Source organism: Stenotrophomonas sp. AS012628, assembly GCF_010608305.1.
GTDB classification, from domain to species: Bacteria; Pseudomonadota; Gammaproteobacteria; order Xanthomonadales; family Xanthomonadaceae; genus Stenotrophomonas; species Stenotrophomonas geniculata.
The window spans coordinates 1-22,706 of the sequence record NZ_VMBJ01000050.1 but is presented as its reverse complement, the minus strand read 5'-3'; the positions used below and the strand labels follow the sequence as shown (position 1 = coordinate 22,706).

Below are 22,706 nucleotides of genomic sequence, written 5' to 3'. Positions count from 1 at the left end.
CGGATAGCCCGCTTTTGCTTTTGCTTTAGCCGTTGCCGTTGATTCGGCGGGTGCAGGGCGCAGCCCTGCCGCACTCCCCTCTTCCAAAATGTGAAGGCCGCGCGGTGACGAGCACACCGCCCCTTCGGCTAACATTCGTCCATGCCGCATACCACCACGACTCCGCCCGCATTGCAGGATGGCGACCTGCTGGCCGCCATCGACCTTGGCTCCAATAGTTTCCACATGGTCATCGCGCGCTACACGCTCGGCCAGCTGCGGGTGATCGACCGCCTGCGCGAGACCGTGCGCATGGCCGATGGCCTGGATGGCAAAGGTGGGCTCTCCTCCGCTGCGCGGCAGCGCGCGCTGGAATGCCTGGCCCGCTTCGGCCAGCGCATCCGCAACGTGCCGCCGCACCGGGTGCGCGCACTGGCCACCAACACCGTGCGCCAGCTGCGCTCGCCGCAGTCGTTCCTGGTTCCCGCCGAAACCGCGCTCGGGCATGCCATCGAAGTGGTCAGCGGCCGCGAAGAAGCGCGCCTGATCTACCTGGGCGTGGCCCACGCGCAACCGCCCAAGCCCGGCCAGCGCCGGCTGGTGATCGACATCGGCGGCGGCTCCACCGAATTCATCATCGGCATGGGCATGCAGACCCTGGAGCGCGAAAGCCTGCAGGCCGGCTGCATCGCCAGCACCCGGCGCTTCTTCCCCGGCGGCAAGCTGAGCAAGAAGCGCTGGAAGGACGCACTGGCCGAGATCGGCCGCGAGTTCCAGCCCTTCGCCAGCAAGTACCGCGCGCTGGGCTGGCAGGAAGCCTTGGGCTCGTCCGGCACGCACAAGGCGATCAGCGAGATCTGCGCCACGATGAAGCTGAGCAAGGGCGCGATCACCGCCGAGGCCCTGCCCCAGCTGCGCGACGAACTGCTGAAGGCCAAGAAGATCGACGACATCCAGCTGCCGGGCCTGTCCAGCGACCGCCGCCCGATCATCGCCGGCGGCATCCTGGTGCTGGAGGCCGCCTTCCAGGCACTGGGCCTGCAGAAGCTGCTGGTCAGCAAGGCGGCGATGCGCGAAGGCATCCTGTACGACATCGTCGGCCGCGCTGGCGAAAACGACCTGCGCGATGAATCGGTGTCCGCACTCAGCCAACGCTACGGCATCGATACCGTGCAGGCCGATCGCGTGCAGGACACCGCGCTGTCACTGCTGGAACAGGTGCAGGAACGCTGGCGGCTCGATGCCGACGACGCGCGGATGCTCGGCTGGGCCGCACGCCTGCACGAGCTGGGCCTGATGATCGCGCACAGCGGCTACCACGTGCATGGCAGTTACGTACTGGAACACTCGGATATCGCCGGCTTCTCGCGGCAGGAACAGCAGATGCTGGCCGCGCTGGTGCGCAGCCATCGCCGCAGCGTAACCAAGACCGCCTTCGACGCCCTGCCCGAGCGCCTGCTGCTGACCGCACGCCGGCTGGCCGCCCTGCTGCGCCTGGCGGTGCTGCTCAATCGTGCCCATGAGGACGATCCACTGCCCGCGCTGGAACTGACCGCCGACGACAACCGCCTGTCGCTGATCGTGCCGCAGGCCTTCATCGATGCCCGGCCGCTGCTGCGCGCCGATCTGATCGGCGAGACCGACGGCATCGCCGGGCTGGGCATCCAGTTCCGGCCGTTCGTGGCCTGAGGCTCACGCTTTCCCACGAGGGGAAGAAGGTCACACACCGTTACGATTCGCGCATGCGCCCCCCGTTGACCTGCTGCGATGCAGCAGATCATGTCGGGGGAGCGCATTCAGGGCTACAGCTAAGCGACTGCTTTTGTTGAGCTTTCGTGAAATCTGACGATGAAGCCTGGTACAAATCGACACGCCCTCTTTACATGGCATTAACCAACGAGACTACTATCGGGTCATCGGTCCGCTTATCGGCGACCGATTTCTTCGACGCCCCTTTTGGCGTCCCTGCACGACCTGAGAGAGAGAGCTCGTCATGACTTCACGCACCACCCCCCTGGGGCAGGCCATCCGCTACGCCCTGGCAACCACTGCGACGCTGGCCGCGCTGCCTGCGTTGGCCCAGAGTGGCAGCACTGCCGCGCCGACCACCCTGGATCGCATCGAGATCACTGGCTCGCGCATCCGCCAGGTGGACGTGGAGACCGCACAGCCGGTCCTGGCACTGAGCCGGCTGGACATCGAGCGCCAGGGCTTCAGCTCGGTGGCCGACATCCTGCAGAACGTCACCGCGATGGGCAGCCCGGCGATCAGCCGCGCAAACGCACTGAGCTCGGGCGAAAACACCGGCGGCACCTACATCGACATGCGCAACCTGGGCGCGCAGCGCACCCTGGTGCTGGTCAACGGCAAGCGCCTGGGCATCAGCACCTCGGGCCTGCAGGACGTGTCCTCGCTGCCGGTGTCGGCGGTGGAACGCATTGAAGTACTGAAGGATGGCGCTTCGGCCATCTACGGTTCCGATGCGATGGCCGGCGTGGTCAACATCATCACCCGTTCCAACGTCAACGGCGTGACCGCCAACGTCTACCACGGCCAGTACAGCGAAGGCGACGGTGCGCGTGACCGCTTCGACGTGGTCGGCGGCTGGAGCAATGACCGCGTGTCGCTGACCCTGGCACTGGAGCACTCCGAAGAAAAGAGCGTCTGGGCCAAGGACCGCTGGTTCAGCAAGTACGGCGTGAGCGACCGCCACCCGAACGATGCCTCCAACTGGACCACGCTGAGCCAGTGGGGCCAGGTCACCGGCCTGAAGGGTGGCCCGGGCTGCACCAACACCAAGGACGGCTGTGGCTACTCGCTCAACCGCGGTGCTGATCCGACCAACCCGGCCAACTACCACCTGACCGACGCGACCCCGTTCACCGGCGATGTCAGCAACGCCAACGAGCAGATGCACGTCATGTATCCGCTCAAGCGTGACTCGGTGTACTTCGACGGTCGCTTCAAGATCACCGACCAGGTCAACCTGCGCACCGAATTCGGCTACAACAAGCGTTCGGCCGAGCGCCAGATTGCAGGCTACCCCCTGCAGTCCAGCTCGGTGTCCATCTCGGGCGACCCGACCGCTACCGGCCTGATGTCCAAGGACAGCTACTTCAATCCGTTCGGCAACCAGCACGGCTATGCCAAGCCAACCGACGTGGCCTGGAACCGCCGCACCTGGGAAATCCCGCGTGTGAGCACCAGCGAACTGAAGACCTACCGTGCGGTAGTGTCGCTGGATGGCAGCTTCGAGATCGGCCAGCGCTACTTCGACTGGGACGTGGGCTACCAGTACAACCGCAACGAGCTGACCGCTACCGCCACCGGCAACCTGCACAAGAAGCGCGTGCGTGACGCCGTGGGTCCGTCGTTCCTGGATCCGGCCACCGGCAAGGTGATGTGTGGCCGTCCCGGCGCGGTGATCAGCAGCTGCACGCCGTGGAACCCGCTGGTGCCCTACGGCAAGAACGATCCGAACGGACTGACCGGCAATGAAGAACTGATGGCCTGGCTGTTCCCGGCGGAGCACACCACCGGCCGGACCACCACCAAGAACGCGTTCGCCAACCTGTCCGGCAGCATCATGACCCTGCCGGCCGGCGACCTGGGCTTCGCTTTCGGCGTGGAAAGCCGCAAGGAAGATGGCCGCTACACCCCCGATGCCCTGGCCCAGACCGGCGCCACCACCAACCTGGCCGCAGGCCCGACCGGTGGCAGCTACAACGTGAAGGAAGCCTACCTGGAGCTCAGCGTGCCGGTGCTGGCCGACCTCCCCGGTGCGCGTGAGCTGAGCTTCAGTGCTGCCACCCGCTATTCCAAGTACAACACCTTCGGCAACACGCTCAACAGCAAGTTCGGTTTCAAGTGGAAGCCGATCGACCAGCTGCTGGTCCGTGGTACCTGGGCCGAGGGCTTCCGCGCACCGACCATCAACGATCTGTACGGTGGCGGTTCGGAAACCTTCGCGCAGTTCAGCGACCCGTGCGACACCGTGTTCGGCTCGGCCAAGGGCAGTGCTGAAGTCCGCTCGCGCTGCGCACGTGACATCGCCGATGCCGCCAACTTCCGCCAGCTGAAGCAGGGCAACACGCCGGTAACCACGGCACAGGATGCGACCCCGACGCCGTTCGTTTCCGGTTCCAACCCACTGCTGGTTCCGGAAACCTCGACCAGCAAGACGCTGGGCCTGGTGTGGAGCCCGACCTTCGTCAGCAACCTCAACGTGGCGCTGGACTGGTGGAAGATCCGCATCGACAACACCATCGTCGGTGACAGCCCGAACCAGATCCTGAAGGACTGCTATGAGCAGGGCATCGAATCGCGCTGCAGCCGCTTCACCCGCGACCCGTCCAACGGCATCGTCACCGGCCTGAAGTTCGGCAACCGCAACGCCGGCTTCGCCGAGACCGAAGGTTACGACCTGGATGTCAGCTACCGCGTCGACACCAGCTACGGCAAGCTGAGCGCAGGCTGGACCAGCACCTATGTGAGCAAGAACGTCTACCGCTCCACCAATGATGTCCGTGATGCGATCACGCCGATCAACGGCGTGGCCAACACCATCGGCACCGCCACCAGCCTTGCCTTCCGCGTGCGCTCGAACCTGGTGCTGGGCTGGGATGTGGGTGACTTCGGCGTCAGCTGGACGGCACGCTACTACTCCGGTGTGAAGGAGCGCTGCCTCAACGCCTCGCGGTATCCGGACGAATGCTCCGATCCGACCTTCCTGGCTCCTTGGCTGAAGTCGCCGACCGCTTACAACGAGCGCGGCGCGGTGACCTTCCACGACGTGCAGTTCCGCTACAACCTGCCGTGGGATGCCACCGTTTCGGTGGGCGCGAACAATGTGTTCGGCAAGGAAGCTCCGGTGATGTACAGCAAGCCGAACTCGTCGTTCTCCTACTACGGTGGCTACGACATCGGTCGTTTCATGTACATGAAGTACCAGCAGCGCTTCTGATCCATCCACGCTGTTGAAGCTCGACGACCACGGCCCTTCGGGGCCGTGGTTTTTTTCTGCCCCGCGCAGACTGTCGCTTTCCACATTGACCCTGATGCGTTCAATCAGGGGCACGGTCCTCTGCGCTGCGTCCGCCGCAATGCCACAGGTTGGAGCAATCGGTTGATTTGCTTCTGCTTTGTGCAGAAGCGTCACGGCCGTCTGCGGTGCTTTCGTCGCTTGCCCATACGTCTCCGCGCCCGCCTTCACTAGGTTCGAACATCCACCGCCGCGGTGGAATTGACGCAGCCCCGCTTGGCTGTGTTCCGAAGACTTCGAAGACTGAGAGAGAGACCCATGACCATCCGTATTCCCGAACTCGGGTTGGCGATCCGTCGTGCACTGGCGTTGGCGGCCACCACCACACTGGCCGCCCCCGCATTCGCCCAGCACGCACCGGAAGCCACCACGCTGGACCGTATCGAGATCACCGGTTCGCGCATCCGCCAGGTCGACCTGGAAACCGCACAGCCGGTGCTGACCATCAGCCGCGCCGACATCGAGCGGCAGGGCTTCAATTCCGTCGCGGACATCCTGCAGAACCTGACCGCGACCGGCAGCCCCGCGCTCAGCCGCGCCAGCCCACTCAGCAGCGGCGAAGCCTCCGGCGGCAGCTACGTGGACATGCGCGGGCTGGGGGCGCAGCGCACGCTGGTGCTGGTCAACGGCAAGCGCCTGGGCATGACCACTTCGGGTTACCAGGACATTTCCAGCATTCCCGCCGCTGCCGTGGAGCGCATGGAAGTACTGAAGGACGGCGCTTCGGCCATCTACGGTTCCGACGCGATGGCCGGCGTGGTCAACATCATCACCCGGCGCAACGTCCAGGGTGTGACTGCCAACGTCTACCATGGGCAGTTCAGCGAAGGCGACGGTGCCCGCACCCAGTACGATGTGGTTGCCGGCTGGTCGAATGACCGCGCCTCGATCAGCGTCGCCGCCGAGCATGTCGAAGAGAAGGGCGTGTGGGCGAAGGACCGCGGCTTCAGCGCCTACACCTATACCGATCGTCATCCGGACGATGGCTGGACCACGGTCGGCCAGTGGGGGCGCATCGTCGGCTTCAAGGGCCCGGGCTGCAGCAGCGCCCGTGGCTGCAGCTATTCACTCGATCGCGGCAGCCAGCCGGGCGGGCCGGACAGTTTCCACCTCAGTGACAACACACCGTTCACCGGTGACGTCAGCAACAGCAACGAACAGATGCACGTGCAGACGCCGATCAAGCGCGATTCGCTCTTCGTCGACGCACGCATGGACCTGAACGACCAGATCCGCTTCAACACCCAGTTGGCCTACAACCGACGCACCACCACGCGCCAGGTTGCCGGCTATCCGTTCCAGTCCGGTGCAGCCGGCATCACGCCGATGTCCGCCGACAGCTGGTTCAACCCGTTCGGCAGCCACCACGGCTATGAACGCCCAAGCGATGTGCACTGGAACCGCCGCAGCTGGGAGATTCCGCGCGTCAGCATCAGCGAACTGACCACCTGGCAGGGTGTCGCAGCGTTTGAAGGCAGCTTCCAGTTCGTCGGTCGCGAGTTCGATTGGGAAGCCGGCTACCAGTACAACCGCAGCGAGCTGGAGCAGCGAGCCACCGGCAACCTGCACAAGCAGCGCGTCGCCGATTCCACCGGTCCTTCGTTCTACAACCCGGCCACCGGCAAGGTGGAATGCGGCACACCGGACGCGCCGATTGCCGGCTGCAAGCCCTGGAATCCGCTGGTGCCGTATGGCCAGGATGACCCGTACGGCCTGACCGGCAACGGCGAACTGCAGGACTGGCTGTTCCCCGAGGAACTCACCCGTGGCCGAAACACCACCCGCAACCTGTTCGCCAGCCTCAGTGGCGGCCTTGCCACGCTGCCCGCCGGGGAACTGGGCTTCGCCCTGGGCGTGGAGAGCCGCCGCGAGGAGGGTCGCTTCATTCCCGACGCGCTGGCCCAGACCGGTGCCACTACCAACCTGGCGGCGGGCCCCACCGGCGGTGGCTACCGTGTCGACGAGGCCTATCTGGAGCTGAGCGTGCCGTTGCTGCACGACCTGCCCGGTGCACGCCAGCTGACCCTCGACACGGCGACGCGCTACTCCGACTACACCACCTTCGGCGGAACCCTCAACAGCAAGTTCGGCGTCTCCTGGAAGCCGATCGACCAGTTGCTGGTCCGTGGCACCTGGGCCCAGGGCTTCCGTGCACCGACCATCGCGAATCTGTACGGTGGGGGTTCGCAGACCTTCACCACCGGCTTCCGTGATCCCTGCGATACCGTCCATGGCGCGGCCGCCAGCAGCCCGGAGGTACGTGCACGCTGCGCCGCCGACATCGCCAACGCAGACAGCTACCGCCAGCTAGGCCAGGGCAACGAGCCGATCACCGGCAGCAGCGGGCAGACGCCCCTGCCCTTCACCAACGGCTCCAATCCCGACCTGAAGCCGGAAACCTCGACCAGCCGCACGCTGGGCCTGGTCTGGAGCCCGACGTTTGCTGAAGGACTGAACATCGCGCTGGACTGGTGGAAGGTCCGCATCGACAACACCATCGTTGCCGACCATCCCAATGACATCCTCCGCGACTGCTACGAACTGGGCATCGCCGAGCGCTGCGGCAGCTTCACCCGCGACCCGGAACTGGGCATCGTCAACACGCTCAGCTATGGCAGCCGCAACAGCGGTTTCCGCCAGGCCGAAGGCTATGACCTGGAGATCGGTCACAAGTTCGAAACGTCCTGGGGCACGCTGAGCGCCGACTGGAAGACGACCTATGTGGTGGCCGCGGAAGAACGGACCACCAACGAGGCGGATGCCCCCCCCATCCCCAGCAATGGCATCGCCACCAACGGCGGCATCGGCTTCCGTGTGCGCTCCAATGCGTCATTGGGCTGGGAACGTGGCAACCTCGGCCTGGGTTGGGGCCTGCGCTATTTCTCCGCGGTCAAGGAACGTTGCCTGGATGCGGCCACGTACCCGGGTGAGTGTTCGCACCCTGGGCAGCGCGCACCGTGGTTCAGTGGCAGCCGTGACTACAACCGTCGCGGATCGGTCACCTTCCACGACGTGCAGGCACGCTACAACCTGCCATGGGATGCGACCGTCTCGATCGGTGCCAACAATGTATTCGGCCGCCAAGGGCCGGTCATGTACAGCCAGCCGAGCGCCAACTTCTCCTACTACGGTGGCTTCGACATCGGTCGTTTCATCTACATGAAATACCAGCAGCGCTTCTGATCCACCGCGCTTCCTGGACCACTGCCACGGCCCTTCGGGGCCGTGGCTCCACGGCAACCGGACCGCCGTCATCCCGTGGTCGCAAAGCGGTCATATCCGCTACATCGCCAGGCCCGAGCATGCCGGAAACCCGGAGGCCCGCCATGCGCTATGCCATCGTCACCGAGACCTACCCGCCGGAAGTGAACGGCGTTGCCCTGACCGTGCAGGGCCTGGAGCAGGGACTGCGCACTTCCGGCCATGACATCGACCTGATCCGGCCACGCCAGACCAGCGAAGCGCTGGACTCGGCGCCAGGCACGCTGCTGGTTCCGGGTGCCGCATTGCCGCGCTACCCCGGCCTGCGCTTCGGCCTGCCTGCACCGATCCGGCTCAACCGCCACTGGCAGCAGCAGCGTCCCGATGCGGTCTACATCGCCACCGAAGGCCCGCTGGGCTGGTCGGCGCTGCGCACCGCGCGCCGCCTTGGCATTCCAGTCGCCAGTGGTTTCCACACCCGCTTCGACGAGTACCTGCCCGACTACGGCGTCGCCTGGCTGCAGGCCGCTGCGATGCGCTGGATGCGCCGGTTCCACAACCAGGCCGACGCAACGCTGGTACCCACCCGCGAACTGCAGCAGTTCCTCGGCGAACAGGGTTTCGAACGTGTACGCCTGCTGGCACGTGCGGTCGACAGCCAGCAGTTCGATCCGGGCCGGCGCGACCCGGGGCTGCGCGAGGAATGGGGCGTGGACGGCAATGGCCTGGTCGCGATCCATGTCGGCCGCATCGCCGCGGAAAAGAACCTTGGCCTGGCGGTGAAAGCCTTCCGGCGCCTGCAGCAGATCCGGCCCAAAGCCCGCTTCGTCTGGGTAGGTGATGGCCCGGCCCGCGAAAAACTGGCACATGAAAACCCGGATTTCATCTTCTGCGGCATCCAGCGCGGCGAGGCCCTGGCGCGGCATTTCGCCAGCGGTGACCTGTTCCTGTTCCCCAGCCGCAGCGAGACCTTCGGCAACGTGACCCTGGAAAGCATGGCCAGCGGCCTGGCCACCGTCGCATTCGACTACGGTGCGGCCCGCGAATACCTGCGTAATGGCGAGAACGGCGCGGCCGTGGAAAACGATGAGCAGTTCATCGAGGCAGCCGTGCAGCTGGCCGCCGATGATGCACGGCGCCGCGATTTCGGCAGCAGCGCCGCGCGTGCGATGAAGCGCCTGCATCCACAGCAGGTGGTTGCCGAATTCGATGCGCTGCTTTCCGAGCTGGCCCAGTCGCGGAGGAGCGGCCATGCGCACCACGCCGCTTGAGCTGCTGGCCGGCCGCGAGGCGCGGCTCTGCCGCCGGGCCAACCACTACTGCCGGCGTCGCCGCGTGCGTCGCCTGTTCTCGGTCATCAGCCGTCTCGGCGATGGCGTGTTCTGGTACGTGCTGATGGGCGCGCTGGTGCTGCTCGACGGCTTCGACGGACTGCGCGCCTCCGTGCACATGGCCGCCACCGGGCTGGCCGCGCTGCTGCTCTACAAAGGCCTCAAGCGCTGGACCCGGCGTCCCCGCCCGTATGCGGCCGATCTGCGCATCCGTGCCTGGGTGGCACCGCTGGACGAGTTCAGCTTCCCCTCCGGGCACACCCTGCACGCGGTGTCGTTCACCATCGTCGCGTTGGCCTACTACCCGTGGCTGGCACCGCTGCTGGTCCCGTTCACCTTCGGCGTCGCGCTGTCGCGGGTGGTGCTGGGCCTGCACTACCCGTCCGATGTACTGGCCGCCACCGGCATCGCCATCCTGCTGGCATCGGCCAGCCTGGCCTGGTTGCCGCTGCCGGTGTGATGGCCGCCGCGCCGGCCACGCATGGCCCGGCGCTACCGTCATCGTTGATGGCCTAGAATGCAGGCATGACCACGCTGTTCATTTCCGACCTGCACCTGGACCCCAGCCGTCCGGAGATCACCGACCTGTTCCTGCGCTTCCTGCGCGAACAGGCGCCCGGCGCCGATGCGCTGTACATCCTAGGCGACCTGTTCGAAGCCTGGATCGGCGACGACACGCCCTCGCCTGCCGCCGATGCAGTGGCCGACGCGCTGAAGGTGCTCTCCGACAGCGGCGTGCCGGTGTACTTCATCCGCGGCAACCGCGACTTCCTGCTCGGCGAAAACTATGCGCGCCGTGCCGGCCTGCGCATCCTGCCCGACCCGTGCGTGATCGAGCTGTACGGTCGCCCGGTGCTGCTGCAGCACGGTGACCTGCTGTGCACGGACGACATCCCCTACCAGCAGTTCCGTGCACAGACGCGCGACCCGGCATTCCAGGCGCAGTTCCTGTCACAGCCGCTGGCCGCACGCATCGCGTTCGCGCAGAAGGCACGCGACGCCAGCCAGGCCCGCCAGTCGGAAATGAAGCAGGGCGATCGTGCGCAGTTCGAGACCGTGACCGATGTGGCTCCGGCCGAAGTCGACGCCACCTTCGTGCGCCATGGCGTGGACACCATGATCCACGGCCACACCCATCGTCCGGCGGTGCACACGCTGCAGGCCGGTGGCCGCACCTGCAACCGCATCGTGCTGGGCGACTGGTACGAACAGGGATCGGTACTGCGCGTGGATGCCGGCGGCTGGTCGCTGGATACGCTCGCGCGCGAATGATGGATCGCAGGGTGCCAACCAAGGTTGGCATCTACCAGGGCAGGTGCACGCACCCGGGTAGACGCCGACCCCGGTCGGCGATTGGCTTCAGCGGAAGGCCGCGATGGTGGCCTTGGTATTGACCAGCACGCGCTGGTTGTCGGCGGTACTGGCATTGCCCATCGGGATGCCGTTGTAGCTGATGTTCGGGTTGGACCAGTAGTTCAGGCGCGGGCAGCCGGCCGAGCAGTCATAGGCCATGATCGTGCGCCAGCGCGAACCGGAGGACGGCTCGTAGCGATAGCCGTGCCCATAGGCATAGGGCGACGTGCTGGGATCACTGGCGATATCGTGCCGCGCACTCTGCAGATGGCCGATCTCATGCGCGAAGGAGTAGTAGCCGGTCGCGCAATCCCAGTACACCGCCGCGAAGGCCGTCGATGCCGTCGAGCCGATGCCCGAGGCCAACCCGCAGTAGCTCGTGTTGTTGATCAGCAGGACGCCGACATCGGCCGCGGTGTTGTTGCGGCTGGTGTGGATGCTGTCCATGTAGCCGTCGCTGGTGTTGCGGAAGCGGGTCAGGTCGGTGGTGAAGTTGCCGGACTCGGTGTAGTTGGTGGTTTCATAGCCGGCCAGCTGCAGGGTGATGCCAACGTTGCTGTTGACGTAACCCTGGTTGGATTCGGCCACCGCCAGCTGCACCAGCGACTGCATGTTGCCGCCATAGGCCGTTACCGCTGCATTGGTCGCCACCACCAGCACGCGGATGGTGGCCGGGGTGCCGGACGAGGCCTGCGCGATGCCGATGCGGTCATTGTTGCCCATCGGGATTTTCGGCAGCTGGTTGTAGTCGGCCGGATGATCGGCCGGCATCCGCGATTCATCCACCTCCACCAGTACATGGCGGTTGCCCAGCGGACGCAGCCGGTAAAGCTTGCCGTCCTTGCGGATCGAGCCGGTGAGGGTGTTGCCCGAACGCACCAGGATCACTGAATTGCCCGGATCATCCTGACCGTTCGAAGTGGCGGCAGTCAGCCGATCGGACGGCGAACGCAACTGGCCGTACCAGATGCTGCCGCCATCGGGCAGGGCTTCCACCTTGCTGCGCACCGCCTGCACGCGCTGGCCAAGCAGTTCGAACTCCAGTTGCGGCTGCGCGGTGGCAGCAGCGTCGACACGCACTTCCTGTACCGTCGCGGTGGACGGGGTGGCCAGCAGCTTGCCCAGCGCGGGCTCACTGTTTGCCGATGCCCGGCTGATGACCGTCACCGGCTCGAACAACGGTGCCGCATGCGCGGCCGCTGCCACCGACAAACCCAACACCAGGCCACCTGCCGCTTTGCCAATCGATCTGGACAACATTGCGTCGCTCCTTGAATGATGTGAACAGCGTTGATGCAGCACGCCCGGGTTTGCCGGGTCTGGCCATATGGCCTGCGCGGGTCGTGTGAATTCAATAGAAGATGGGAATGAAAATCAGGAACTGTGATCGACCGCATCTGCGTTAAGTAAGGTCAAAAGCGTCACTACACTTCGTCAATACACCGCTTTCGCGCTACCGTGACGCAGTCACGACGGGACATGCACATGGCACCATCGCAGGACACGGATGAAGATGTCGGCATGCTGCGGATTGGCCTGTTCTTCGATGGCACCCGCAACAACGCACACAACCTGGCACGCGGTCGCCCACAGGTTCCGCAGCCACGCCCGGCACAGCTGCGCGCGGATGATGATTCGACCTACCAGAGCCGGCTGACCAGCAGCTACGACAACGGCCTGACCAACATCGCGCGCCTGCAGCAGCTGTATCCGGACGGCCGCCGCGATGCGACGGGCGCACCTTCGTTGTCGATCTATGTGGAGGGCGTGGGCACCCGCGATGATGCCGATGATGATCTGATCGGACTGGCCTTCGGCATCGGTGCCAGTGGCGTTCGTGCAAAAGTGCAGCGCGCGCTGCAGGTGCTGCTGCCGGCGGCACTGGCCGAGCTGTCCGCGCGCTGGCAGCGACCGTTGCGTGGCGTGCAGCTGGATCTGTTCGGCTATTCGCGCGGCGCTGCCGCGGCACGTGACATCGCCAACCAGCTGCAGGGCTGGGACAGCGCGCGCTGGCGCCAGCTGCTGCAGGTCGCCGGCCTGTCCTGCACTGCGAACTTCGCTCCCGCCACACCGGTGCTGCGCTTCATCGGACTGTTCGACACCGTGGTCGCAGTCAATGGCGGCCGCGCCGATGAGCAGCCGCAGCTGGCCCTGCACAGCGGCATCGCCGGTCGCGTCGTGCAGCTCACTGCACGCGATGAACATCGCCAGCACTATCCGCTGACCAGCGTGGCGCCGCCATTCGCCGAGATCGTCCTGCCCGGTGTGCATGCCAACATCGGTGGTGGCTACAACCAGCTGGAGGAAGGCCCCAAGCTGCTCAGCCGACCGCGCCGGCAACAGTTGCGCCGCCCAGCGGTTGCCGACTACCAGGTCCCACCATTGGCGTTGCTGCAGGCCACCACGGCCTACGCTGAAACACAGGCCGATGCCGAACGCTGGCGGCAGCAGCTGGGCGTTGGGGAAAAAGAGATCTGGGTGGATGTCTGGCACCAGTGGCAGCAGCAGCGTCGCGCCGGCAGCCGCAGCGTGCTGCTGTCACCGGTGCTGTATGTGACTGCCGCGGTGGTGCTGCGTCGGCGCATCGACTGGCGTTATCAACTGATCGCACTGCAGGTGATGCAGCAGCAGGCCATCGATGCCGGCGTGCAATGGACCGCCAATGCGGCCGGAGTTCCCGGCTGGGAGCTGCCATCCGCCCTGCAGCCGATCGCACGCCGCCTGGTGGCCGGACAGCCGCTGACGCAGACACAGGAGGCGCTGCTGCGGCGGCGTTACCTGATGCAGTCGGCACACTGGAATTTCGACGCCCTGGGCGACACCGCACTGACCTACGCCGCCGATGCCGGCGTCAGCGAACTACCGTACCGGCCGGGCCCAGGCCTGTTCTACATCAACCGGCCGACCGTGGACGGCAAGCGCGTGGTGTTGCCGAATGCATAAGAAAAAGGAGACGGAGGGGATCAAGTCGTTTGTGGCATTAACGACTTGATCCCCTCCGTCCCCTTCTTCTCAACCGGCCTGCTCGACCAGGTTGGCGAGCTCATCCGCATCAAAACCAGCCAGCAGGCGCGCTTCGATGTTGAACGGCCCGTGCAGGTAGCCGCCGGCGTACTCCACCAGCAGTTCCTTGAAGCGTGCGCGCGGCTCGACACCGGCGCGGTCGCAGTACCAGCGGTACCAGCGCGAACCGGCGGCAACATGCGCCACTTCCTCGCGCAGGATCACTTCCAGCACGTCGGCGGTTTCGCCATCACCGACGTTGCGCAGCTTCTCGATCATGCCCGGGGTGACGTCCAGGCCGCGCGCTTCCAGCACGCGCGGCACCAGCGCCATGCGTGCCAAGCCGTCATGCGCGGTCTTTTCGCACATTTCCCACAGGCCGTTGTGCGCGGGGAAATCGGCATAGTCGTGGCCATGCACCTGCAGGCGTTCGCGCAGCAACATGAAGTGCCGCGATTCGTCGTCGGCACAGCTGACCCAGTCGGCATGGAACGCCGGCGGCAGGCCGCGGAAGCGGTACACCGCATCCCAGGCCAGGTCGATCGCGTTGAGTTCGATATGGGCGATGGCGTGGATGAAGGCGGCCCGCCCTTCCACGCCGCCCAGTCCGCGCCGCGGTACCTCGCGCGGATGCACCAGCACCAGTTGCGCGGGCCGGCCAGGCATGCGGATCGGTTCCGGCGGCGGCGCATCGGCCGCCACCTTCAGGCGACCGGCACGGAACGCGGCGGCGTACGCCTGAGTCAGCGCGACCTTGCGCAGCGGGTCGGCTTCGGCCAGGCACTGCTGCGCCGCACGCAGCAGGTCACCACCAACGTCGGGCACGTCAACCACGCCTGGACCTCAGGCGCGGCGCTTGTGCTTGGCATCGTCCGAACGCAGCTGCTGGATGCGCTCGAAGTAGCCCGGCTCGATACCGGTCGGGTAGTGGCCGTTGAAGCAGGACGAATCGAAGTTGCGCAGCGCCGGATTACCCTCGCTTACCGCCGCTTCCATGTCTTCCAGATCCTGGTAGATCAGCCAGTCGCAGCCCAGGTGCGCTTCGATCTCTTCCACGCTGCGGTTGTGCGCGACCAGCTCTTCGGCGGCCGGCATGTCGATGCCGTAGATGTTCGGGTAGCGCACCGGCGGCGCAGCACTGGCCAGGTAGACCTTGCGTGCGCCTGCATCACGGGCCATCTGCACGATCTGCTGGCTGGTGGTGCCACGCACGATCGAGTCGTCCACCAGCAGCACTACGCGGTTGCGGAATTCCAGGTGGATCGGATTGAGCTTGCGGCGCACCGACTTCACGCGCTCGCCCTGCCCCGGCATGATGAAGGTGCGGCCGATGTAGCGGTTCTTGATGAAGCCTTCGCGGTACTTCACCCCGAGTACGTTGGAGATCTCCAGCGCGGCGTCGCGCGAGGTGTCCGGGATCGGGATGATGGTGTCGATGTCGTGGTCCGGGCGCAGGCGCAGGATCTTCTCGCCCAGCTTGATGCCCATGCGCATGCGCGCCTTGTGCACCGACACGTTGTCGATCATCGAATCCGGGCGTGCGAAGTACACGTACTCGAAGATGCACGGGGTGTGCTCGGCCGGCTCGGCGCAGATCTCCGAGAACAGCTCGCCACGCGCGGTGATCACCAGCGCTTCACCCGGCTGCACGTCACGCACGCGCTGGAAGCCCAGCACGTCCAGCGCGGCCGATTCGGACGCCACGATGTACTCATCACCCTCGGCGTGGCTGCGCTTGCCCAGCACCAGCGGGCGGATACCATGCGGGTCACGGAAGGCGACCAGGCCCAGGCCCAGCACCACGCTGACCACCGCATAGCCGCCCTTGCAGCGGCGGTGCACGCCAGCCACGGCACGGATGGCCGCTTCCGGGCTGAGCTGGCGCTGCTGCTCCAGTTCGTAGGCGAACACGTTCAACAGCACTTCGCTGTCCGAATCGGTGTTGACGTTGCGCCGGTCCTGTTCGAACACCTGCTGGCGCAGCGCCTCGGTGTTGATCAGGTTGCCGTTGTGGGCCAGCGCGATGCCGTACGGCGAGTTGACGTAGAACGGCTGTGCCTCGTCCATGCCTTCCGAACCGGCGGTCGGGTAGCGCACATGAGCGATGCCGACGCTGCCTTCCAGGGTGGACATGGTGCGGGCATCGAACACATCGCGGACCAGGCCGGTGGCCTTCTGCACCCGCAGGCGGCTGCCATTGACGGTGGCGATGCCTGCTGCGTCCTGGCCGCGATGCTGGAGGACGGTCAAGCCGTCATACAACTGCCCGGCGACGTTCTGGTTGCCGACGATTCCGACGATGCCACACATGGTGCGAGGTCTCCGCTGGGCTTTGCCCAATTACAAGGAAGGTGGCCGTACCTGGCCGCGGTGGTCGCCGCGCGCGCGGTCGACATTGGCCGGATCGCCCGGCTCGATACTGTCCGGCAGTGCTGGGGCGTCCGGACGCACTTCGGCCGGATCGTAGGAATCGCCCTGTTCCGCTTTCGCAGGCCGCAGCCATCCGCTGCCTGCCACTACCTGGTTGAGGATGCCATTATCGCCTGCCGCGCCCGGCTTTCCCAACCCGGCGCCTGCGTTCTTCCCTAACTCCATCAATGCAGATGGGGACAGGGCGTCGGTGGGCAAGCCCTTGGGCAGCAGATCGGCGCCGGGAACCTCCCAGTGCGGCAGCTTGCTGTTCATCCAGGCAACGGTGGGGTTCAGCAGTGGGCGCACCGCCGAACGCTGCCAGGAAGGCTCGGCGGTCAGCGGGGTGAAACTGCCCAGCAGCAGCAGGATCGCGGCGATCAGGCCGCCCCGCACCGCGCCCAGCACCCCACCCAGCAGGCGGTCCAGGCTGGTCAGCATGCTGCGGTGGACCAAGGCCTTGATGACCATGCCGATCACCGCGACCACGATCATCACGCCGATGCCGACCCCCAGGTAGCCACCGACGAAGTGTTCGCCACCGGGGGCCGCCGGGGCGGCCCACCAATGGGCGGCATCATTGCCGAAGGCGAAGGCCGCCCACGCGGCCAGCAGCCACGACAGGGTGCCGATGACGATTCCCACAAAGCCGCGCAGCATCCCCAGCAGGGTGGAGGCGGCGATCACGATCAGCAGCACAACGTCGATCATGGCGCCCCGCTCCTTCGGCGGCGCTGGCAACGGGGCTGCGCGTGGGTCATGGGTGCGGTCGCACCATGCCGGCCACGCCGACCTTGGCGGCGACCTGCGCCTTCAGCTGCTCGGCATCGGCGCGGTTGGCCACCGGCCCGACGCGGACGCGATGCAGGGTGCCCTTGTCCGTGCGCACCTGTTCAACGAACGCGCTGAAACCGGCGGCGCGGACCTTGTCGCGCAGGGCATTGGCATCGTTGGCCTGACCGAACGCGCCCAGCTGCACGGCAAAGCCGACGCCGCTGGCCGCCGGTGCCGCCGGCGTGGTCGGCGCCGTCGCCGGCTTGCTGGCGGTGGCCTCCGGCTTCGGCTCGGGCTTCGGCGCCGGCTTCGGCGGTTCCGGCCTGGCGGCCGGGGTGGTCGTTGCGGTCGGCGTACTCGGCGGCAGGCTTTCGCTGCGGACCGGGTTGCTGCTGGCCGACGGCGCAGTGGCTGCGGACGGAGTGCTGGCGCTCGGCGTAGCCGATGCCGGAGTGGCCGCGACCGGGGCACTGCTGCCGGCCGCCGCGTCCAGAGTGATCACTTCGGCCTTCACATCCGCGCGGATCTTCACCGCCTGCAGGCGGGCCGCCTCGGCCTGGGCGCGGTCGGCATACGGCCCGACCCGCACACGCCATGCCTGACGGCCGCCGATGGTGGCGGTTTCAGTGAAGCCCGGCAGCTGCGAGCGCTTCAGGTAGGCGATCACGGCATCGGCATCGGCCTTGCTGCCGTAGGCACCGAAGGTGACCGCATAGTTGCCGGCGGCAACCGTCGGCGACGTGTCCACGGTCGGCGGCGTGGCCGGCGTGGCGGCATCCTGCAGCGGCTTGGCCTGTCCGGTCTGCAGGCCGGTGGCGCCACCGGCCGGGGCGACCAGGGGCAGCTCACGGGTTTCGAACTGGCCATCGGCCGGTGCATCCGGCGCGGCGATCGGCACATTGGCCACACCGCTGTCCGGTGCCGGTCCCTTGACCAGCATCGGCAGGAAAATCACGGCCAGCGCCACCAGCACGATGGCACCAATCAGACGCTGTTTCAGAGGCGTATCCACGTGAGGCAGGCAACTGTCCGGAGGTTGCCGTCGATTATACGGGTGCCGGACCGGACGGCGTCGGCGTTGGCTGAACGCGGATCAGGCATCGCCCTGCAGCATCTGCAGGGCAGCCGCGGCGGTATGGAAGGAGCCGAACACCAGCACGCGGTCGCCGCGCTCGGCCTGGGCCAGCACCTGCGCCAGTGCCTGTTCGACGCTGTCGGCCAGCGGCGCCTTGGCCGCAGCCGTGCCAGCCAGGCGCTCCTGCAGCTGGGTGGCGCTCTGCCCACGCGGGCCATCCAGCCCGGCCAGAGTCCACTCGCCCACCACATCCTGCAGCGCCTGCACCACGCCCACCGCGTCCTTGTCCTGCAGCGCGGCGTACACCGCCAGGGTGCGCCCGGCCGAGACCTCGGCCTTCAGCGCACGCGCCAGCTGGCCCGCTGCCTGTGGGTTGTGGCCCACGTCCACACGGATCTGCACGCCATCCCGCTCGAATGCCTGCATGCGGCCGGAAATACGCGCCGCCGCGATACCGGCGGCCCACGCCGCACGCGGCACCGGCTTGTCCAGCGCGCGCAGGGCGGCGATGGCGGCACCCGCATTGGCCAGCTGGATCGGGCCGGCCAGCGCCGGGGTCGGCAGCTCCATGCGCAGGCCGACATCACGCCAGCGCCAGCGCTGTGCATCGATCGGTTCGTAGAAATAATCGCTGCCGCCGCGGATCGCGTTGGCACCCACCAGATAGGCACGTGCGAGCACGCTGGACGGCGGATCGGTCTCGCCCAGAATCACCGGCTTCCAGCCACGGATGATGCCGGCCTTCTCTGTGCCGATCGCTTCGCGGTCCTCGCCCAGCCACTCGGCATGGTCGATGTCCACGGTGGTGATCACCGCCACGTCGGCATCGACGATGTTGACCGCATCAAGGCGGCCACCCAGACCCACTTCCAGTACCGCCAGATCCAGCCCGGCGTCGGTGAACAACTGCAGCGCGGCCAGCGTGCCGTACTCGAAATAGGTCAGCGTGGTCTCGCCCCGCGCAGCCTCGATGGCGTTGAACGCAGCGACCAGCGCTGCATCGTCCACATCCTGCCCGTCGATGCGCACACGCTCGTTGTAGCGCAGCAGATGCGGTGACGTGTAGGCGCCGACCTTCCAACCAGCAGCACGGCCGATGGCCTCGATGAAGGCCACGGTGGAGCCCTTGCCGTTGGTGCCACCGACCACGATGGTGCGCCCGGCCGGCGCGCCAAGACCCATCGCCGTGGCCACGGTGCGCACGCGCTCCAGGCCCATGTCGATGGTCGCCGGGTGCTGGCGTTCAATGTAATCCAGCCAATCGGCCAGGGTGGTCGGGGTGTTCGTCACGGCAGTGCTTCCAGCAGGTACAGGTGATTCGGTGTGGCGGGTCAGAGTGCGCGGTGCTTGGCTTCGCCGAAGAACGGCGTGTGGTGGGCGCAGTCGTTCAGGCGCACCACTTCCAGGCTGTCCAGGTCGGCGCCCTCGAGCAGGTTGAGCGTGGTCGGTGCCTGGCGGAAGGTCCACAGGCGGGAGATCGGCAGGCCCAGCACCTTGCACAGAATCACGCGGTTGACCGCGTCATGCGCGACCACCAGCAGGGTGTCGTGCTCGCCGAGGCCTTCGGTGGCACGGGCCAGGCCACGCCAGCTGCGTTCCAGCACCAGGCGCAGCGATTCGCCGCCGGGCATCAGCACGGTATCCGGTTCCTCGCGCCAGGCCTGCAGGCGCGACGGATCCTTTTCGTTGATTTCGCTGGCCAGCAGGCCTTCCCATTCGCCGTGGGCGATTTCCTGCAGCTCCGGCTCGGTCAGCAGCATGTCGGCGCGGGCGGCGCCAAGCGCCAGCTGCGCGGTGCGCTGCGCGCGCGACAGCGGCGAGGCAACGGCACGGGTGATGTCCACCGAGGCCAAGCGGGCGCCAAGCGCCTGGGCCTGGGCTTCGCCGATCGGCGAAAGCGGAATATCGATCTGGCCCTGGTAGCGGCCTTCGGCGTTCCACGGCGTTTCGCCGTGGCGGGCAAGCAGGATGCGCATGCGTGCAAGGGGTCCTGGGGGGAGGAGGTTTCCGCGTTTCGTTCACATCCTGTGAAGTGCGCGGAACAGGGATGATACCTGTTCGGCGCACCGGGCCGGGCCGGGCATGAAAAAACCCCGCGACGTGGGTCGCGGGGTTTTGGAACTCCGGCTATCTGGTCGAGGTTGCCGGCCAGCGGCCGGCACTACCGCAACCGGTTTATTTCGCCAGGTTCAGTTCCTTCAGCAGCTGCGGCGCCGGCGCCACTTCCTGCATGATCCACTGCATGTAGCGGCTGTCGACGGCGATCATGCGGGTCATCACCGGATCGAACACCCAGTTGGAGCTGACCGATTCCCAGTTGCCGTCGAATGCCAGACCGACCAGCTTGCCGTTGGCGTCCAGCACCGGCGAGCCCGAGTTGCCGCCGGTGATGTCCAGATTGGACAGGAAGTTCACCGGCACCGAACCAATGCGCTTGTCTTCCAGGCCGCCGTAACGCTTGGCCTTGACGGCATCGAGCAGCGCCTTCGGCGAATCGAACGGATCTTCGCCGGTTTCCTTCGCCGCTACGCCTTCCAGGGTGGTGAACGGGGTGTACCTCACGCCGTCCTTGCCATAGCCCATGACGTTGCCGAAGGTGATGCGCAGCGACAGGTTGGCGTCCGGGTAGACGAACTCGCCCTGGCTCTTCTTGTAGTCGGCCACGGCCTGCAGGTACAGCGGGCGGGCGGTCAGCGATTCGCCTTCGCGGATCTTCTTCTGCTCTTCCTGCTTCAGCAGTGCCGGCATCACAGCCACGGCGTACTGGATGGCCGGATCGCTGCTGGCTTCAAATGCGGCACGGTCGGCCTTGAACCACTTCAGGCGGGTGTCCAGGCTGCCCAGTCCGGTGCCGCCTAGCTTGGCCACCAGCGACTTCACCGCAGCGGCATCGCTGCCGGCCAGCCACTTGTTCAGCACTTCGTTGTCACGCTGCGCGGCCGGCAGCGCCACGTACTGCTCCAGCCAGTAGGCCTGCAGCTGCTGGTCCATCTTCGCCACATAGCGGCGGTCCATCTGCTTGAGGCCACCTTCGATGGTTGTCAGGTCGCGTTCCTGGTAACCGGCTTCGCGCTCGGCATCCGGCTTGCTGCGCTCGATCGACAGGCGGTACAGGGTGATCGCTGCGCCAACGGCCGAGGTGTTGTTGAACTGGCCGACGAACAGGTCGCGTTCGCGGGTCGACTTGCTGGTATCCAGATGCTTGAGCAGCTGCGCGTGTGCGGCCAGCGCCGGCTTGCCGGCAGCGCCCTGCTTCTTCAGCCACGCCAGCACGGCGGCTTCTTCAGCCTGCTTCTGACCAGCGGCGTCGATGCGCTTGAAGCCTTCCAGCTGGCCCAGGTAGTTCTTGGCCACGTTGTTCATGCTGGCGGCGGTGGCGGCGTACTTCACCTTGACGTCGGCGTCGGCCTTGCCGGCGTCGGCGATCATCTTCAGCACTGCGTTGTAGTGCTTGGCGATGGTCGGGTAGGTGAAGCTGGCGGTTTCGTTGAACTCACCGGCCAGTGCATAGCGGTTGGTACGCCCCGGGTAGCCAGCCACCATCACGAAGTCGTCGGCGCCCAGCGGCTGGTCGGCGAACTTCAGGAAGTGCTTGGGCTGGTACGGCACGTTGTCGGCGGCGAAGGCGGCCGGCTTGCCGTCCTTGCCCACGTAGGCGCGGTAGAACGAGAAATCGCCGGTGTGGCGCGGCCACATCCAGTTGTCGACGTCGCCGCCGAACTTGCCGACGCTGCCCGGGGGCGCGTAGACCAGGCGCACGTCCTTGATTTCCATGTTGCGGAACAGGCGGTAGGTGTTGCCGCCGGAGAAGCTGTACAGGCGGCATCGGAAGCCGGCATCGGCTTCACAGGCCGCGACCTGGGCCTTGTCGAAGGCGTCCAGCGCGCGGCTGCGGGCCAGCGGGTCGTTGCCGGCGGCAGCGATGGCGGCCTTGGCCTGGGTGGTGACGTCGGTGATCTGGTCGAGCACGAACACGCGGGCGTTCGGGCCGGCGCTCAGTTCGTCCTTCAGGGTCGGCGCGTTGAAGCCGTCCTTGATCAGGTTCTTCTGCGCGGTCGAATTCAGCTGGATGGCGCCATAAGCGCAGTGGTGGTTGGTGACCACCAAGCCCTGCGGCGAGACAAAGCTGGCGGTGCAGCCGCCGAGGGCGACGACCGCACCCATCGGGTCGCCGGTCAGGTTGGCCAGCTGTTCCGGGGACAGCTTCAGGCCGGCCTTCTGCAGCGGGCCGGCGATTTCCGGCAGCTGCTGCGGCACCCACATGCCTTCAGCGGCATGGGCGACCTGGGCCAGCCCGAGGCTGGCGACGATGGAGAATGCAAGCAGGTTCGAGCGCATGGAGCGGCCCCTGGTAGTGGAACCTTCGATTGTAGCCCGCCGCCCTGCCCCGGCCCGAACCCCGGAAGTCATGCAATCGGATGCTTCCATCGTTCAGCGTCTCCACTGCGATCGGACGGAGGCGGGAGGCCAGGCCGATGCAGGACACGCCGTAAACCCATCCATGGAGCAACTGTGTTGAGAGATGGGCCTTGGCCCCGCC

At 66.5% G+C, this 22,706-nt stretch carries 15 protein-coding genes; 7 read left to right on the top strand and 8 right to left on the bottom strand.

Annotation, left to right across the window (positions count from 1 at the left end; translation table 11 throughout):
- The first annotated feature begins 141 nt into the window (after nt 1–141).
- From ppx to lpxH, 6 genes are all read left to right on the top strand, one after another.
- Nucleotides 142–1,668, top strand: a complete 1,527-nt coding sequence (gene ppx / locus G5A07_RS18165; RefSeq protein ID WP_010483920.1) for an exopolyphosphatase — start codon at nt 142–144, stop codon at nt 1,666–1,668.
- 304 nt (nt 1,669–1,972) lie between these two features.
- Nucleotides 1,973–4,942: a TonB-dependent receptor gene (locus G5A07_RS18160; protein ID WP_191863747.1), complete on the top strand. Its 2,970-nt coding sequence runs from the start codon at nt 1,973–1,975 to the stop codon at nt 4,940–4,942.
- A 336-nt stretch (nt 4,943–5,278) separates the two neighbouring features.
- Nucleotides 5,279–8,203 carry a TonB-dependent receptor gene (locus G5A07_RS18155; RefSeq protein ID WP_191863746.1) on the top strand — a complete coding sequence of 975 codons (2,925 nt, stop codon included), beginning with the start codon at nt 5,279–5,281 and terminating at the stop codon, nt 8,201–8,203.
- A gap of 143 nt (nt 8,204–8,346) precedes the next feature.
- A complete protein-coding gene (locus G5A07_RS18150; protein WP_191863745.1) occupies nt 8,347–9,492 on the top strand; it encodes a glycosyltransferase family 1 protein in 1,146 nt (381 codons plus the stop codon).
- Nucleotides 9,473–10,012, top strand: coding sequence for a phosphatase PAP2 family protein (locus G5A07_RS18145; RefSeq protein ID WP_010483928.1), 540 nt, complete (start codon nt 9,473–9,475; stop codon nt 10,010–10,012). The genes G5A07_RS18150 and G5A07_RS18145 overlap by 20 nt, the downstream gene beginning before the upstream one ends.
- 65 nt (nt 10,013–10,077) lie before the next feature.
- A complete protein-coding gene (lpxH, locus tag G5A07_RS18140; protein WP_191863744.1) occupies nt 10,078–10,824 on the top strand; it encodes a UDP-2,3-diacylglucosamine diphosphatase in 747 nt (248 codons plus the stop codon).
- A gap of 87 nt (nt 10,825–10,911) precedes the next feature.
- On the opposite strand, the gene G5A07_RS18135 is transcribed toward lpxH, so the two are convergent.
- The gene (locus G5A07_RS18135) at nt 10,912–12,165 is read right to left on the bottom strand and encodes a zinc-dependent metalloprotease (RefSeq protein ID WP_010483932.1); all 1,254 of its coding nucleotides are present in this window, start codon (nt 12,163–12,165) and stop codon (nt 10,912–10,914) included.
- A gap of 225 nt (nt 12,166–12,390) precedes the next feature.
- On the opposite strand from G5A07_RS18135, the gene G5A07_RS18130 reads away from it, so the two are divergent.
- A complete protein-coding gene (locus G5A07_RS18130; protein ID WP_191863743.1) occupies nt 12,391–13,848 on the top strand; it encodes a DUF2235 domain-containing protein in 1,458 nt (485 codons plus the stop codon).
- A 69-nt stretch (nt 13,849–13,917) separates the two neighbouring features.
- On the opposite strand, the gene G5A07_RS18125 is transcribed toward G5A07_RS18130, so the two are convergent.
- From G5A07_RS18125 to G5A07_RS18095, 7 genes are all read right to left on the bottom strand, one after another.
- Complete coding sequence (locus G5A07_RS18125; RefSeq protein WP_191863742.1) at nt 13,918–14,742, bottom strand: ferritin-like domain-containing protein; 825 nt, start codon at nt 14,740–14,742, stop codon at nt 13,918–13,920.
- A 9-nt stretch (nt 14,743–14,751) separates the two neighbouring features.
- Nucleotides 14,752–16,218, bottom strand: coding sequence for an amidophosphoribosyltransferase (gene purF, locus G5A07_RS18120; protein WP_010483938.1), 1,467 nt, complete (start codon nt 16,216–16,218; stop codon nt 14,752–14,754).
- 30 nt (nt 16,219–16,248) lie between these two features.
- On the bottom strand, nt 16,249–17,028 hold the full coding sequence (locus G5A07_RS18115) for a CvpA family protein (RefSeq protein ID WP_019336370.1): 780 nt from the start codon (nt 17,026–17,028) through the stop codon (nt 16,249–16,251).
- Nucleotides 17,029–17,074: 46 nt separating this feature from the next.
- Nucleotides 17,075–18,103 carry an SPOR domain-containing protein gene (locus G5A07_RS18110; protein ID WP_010483942.1) on the bottom strand — a complete coding sequence of 343 codons (1,029 nt, stop codon included), beginning with the start codon at nt 18,101–18,103 and terminating at the stop codon, nt 17,075–17,077.
- An 81-nt stretch (nt 18,104–18,184) separates the two neighbouring features.
- Nucleotides 18,185–19,456 (bottom strand): bifunctional tetrahydrofolate synthase/dihydrofolate synthase, encoded by a 1,272-nt coding sequence (gene folC, locus G5A07_RS18105; protein ID WP_010483943.1) that lies wholly within the window; start codon nt 19,454–19,456, stop codon nt 18,185–18,187.
- Between the two features lie 41 nt (nt 19,457–19,497).
- Nucleotides 19,498–20,142, bottom strand: a complete 645-nt coding sequence (locus tag G5A07_RS18100) for a histidine phosphatase family protein (protein WP_010483945.1) — start codon at nt 20,140–20,142, stop codon at nt 19,498–19,500.
- A gap of 199 nt (nt 20,143–20,341) precedes the next feature.
- Nucleotides 20,342–22,504 (bottom strand): S46 family peptidase, encoded by a 2,163-nt coding sequence (locus tag G5A07_RS18095; protein WP_191863741.1) that lies wholly within the window; start codon nt 22,502–22,504, stop codon nt 20,342–20,344.
- Nucleotides 22,505–22,706 lie beyond the last annotated feature (202 nt).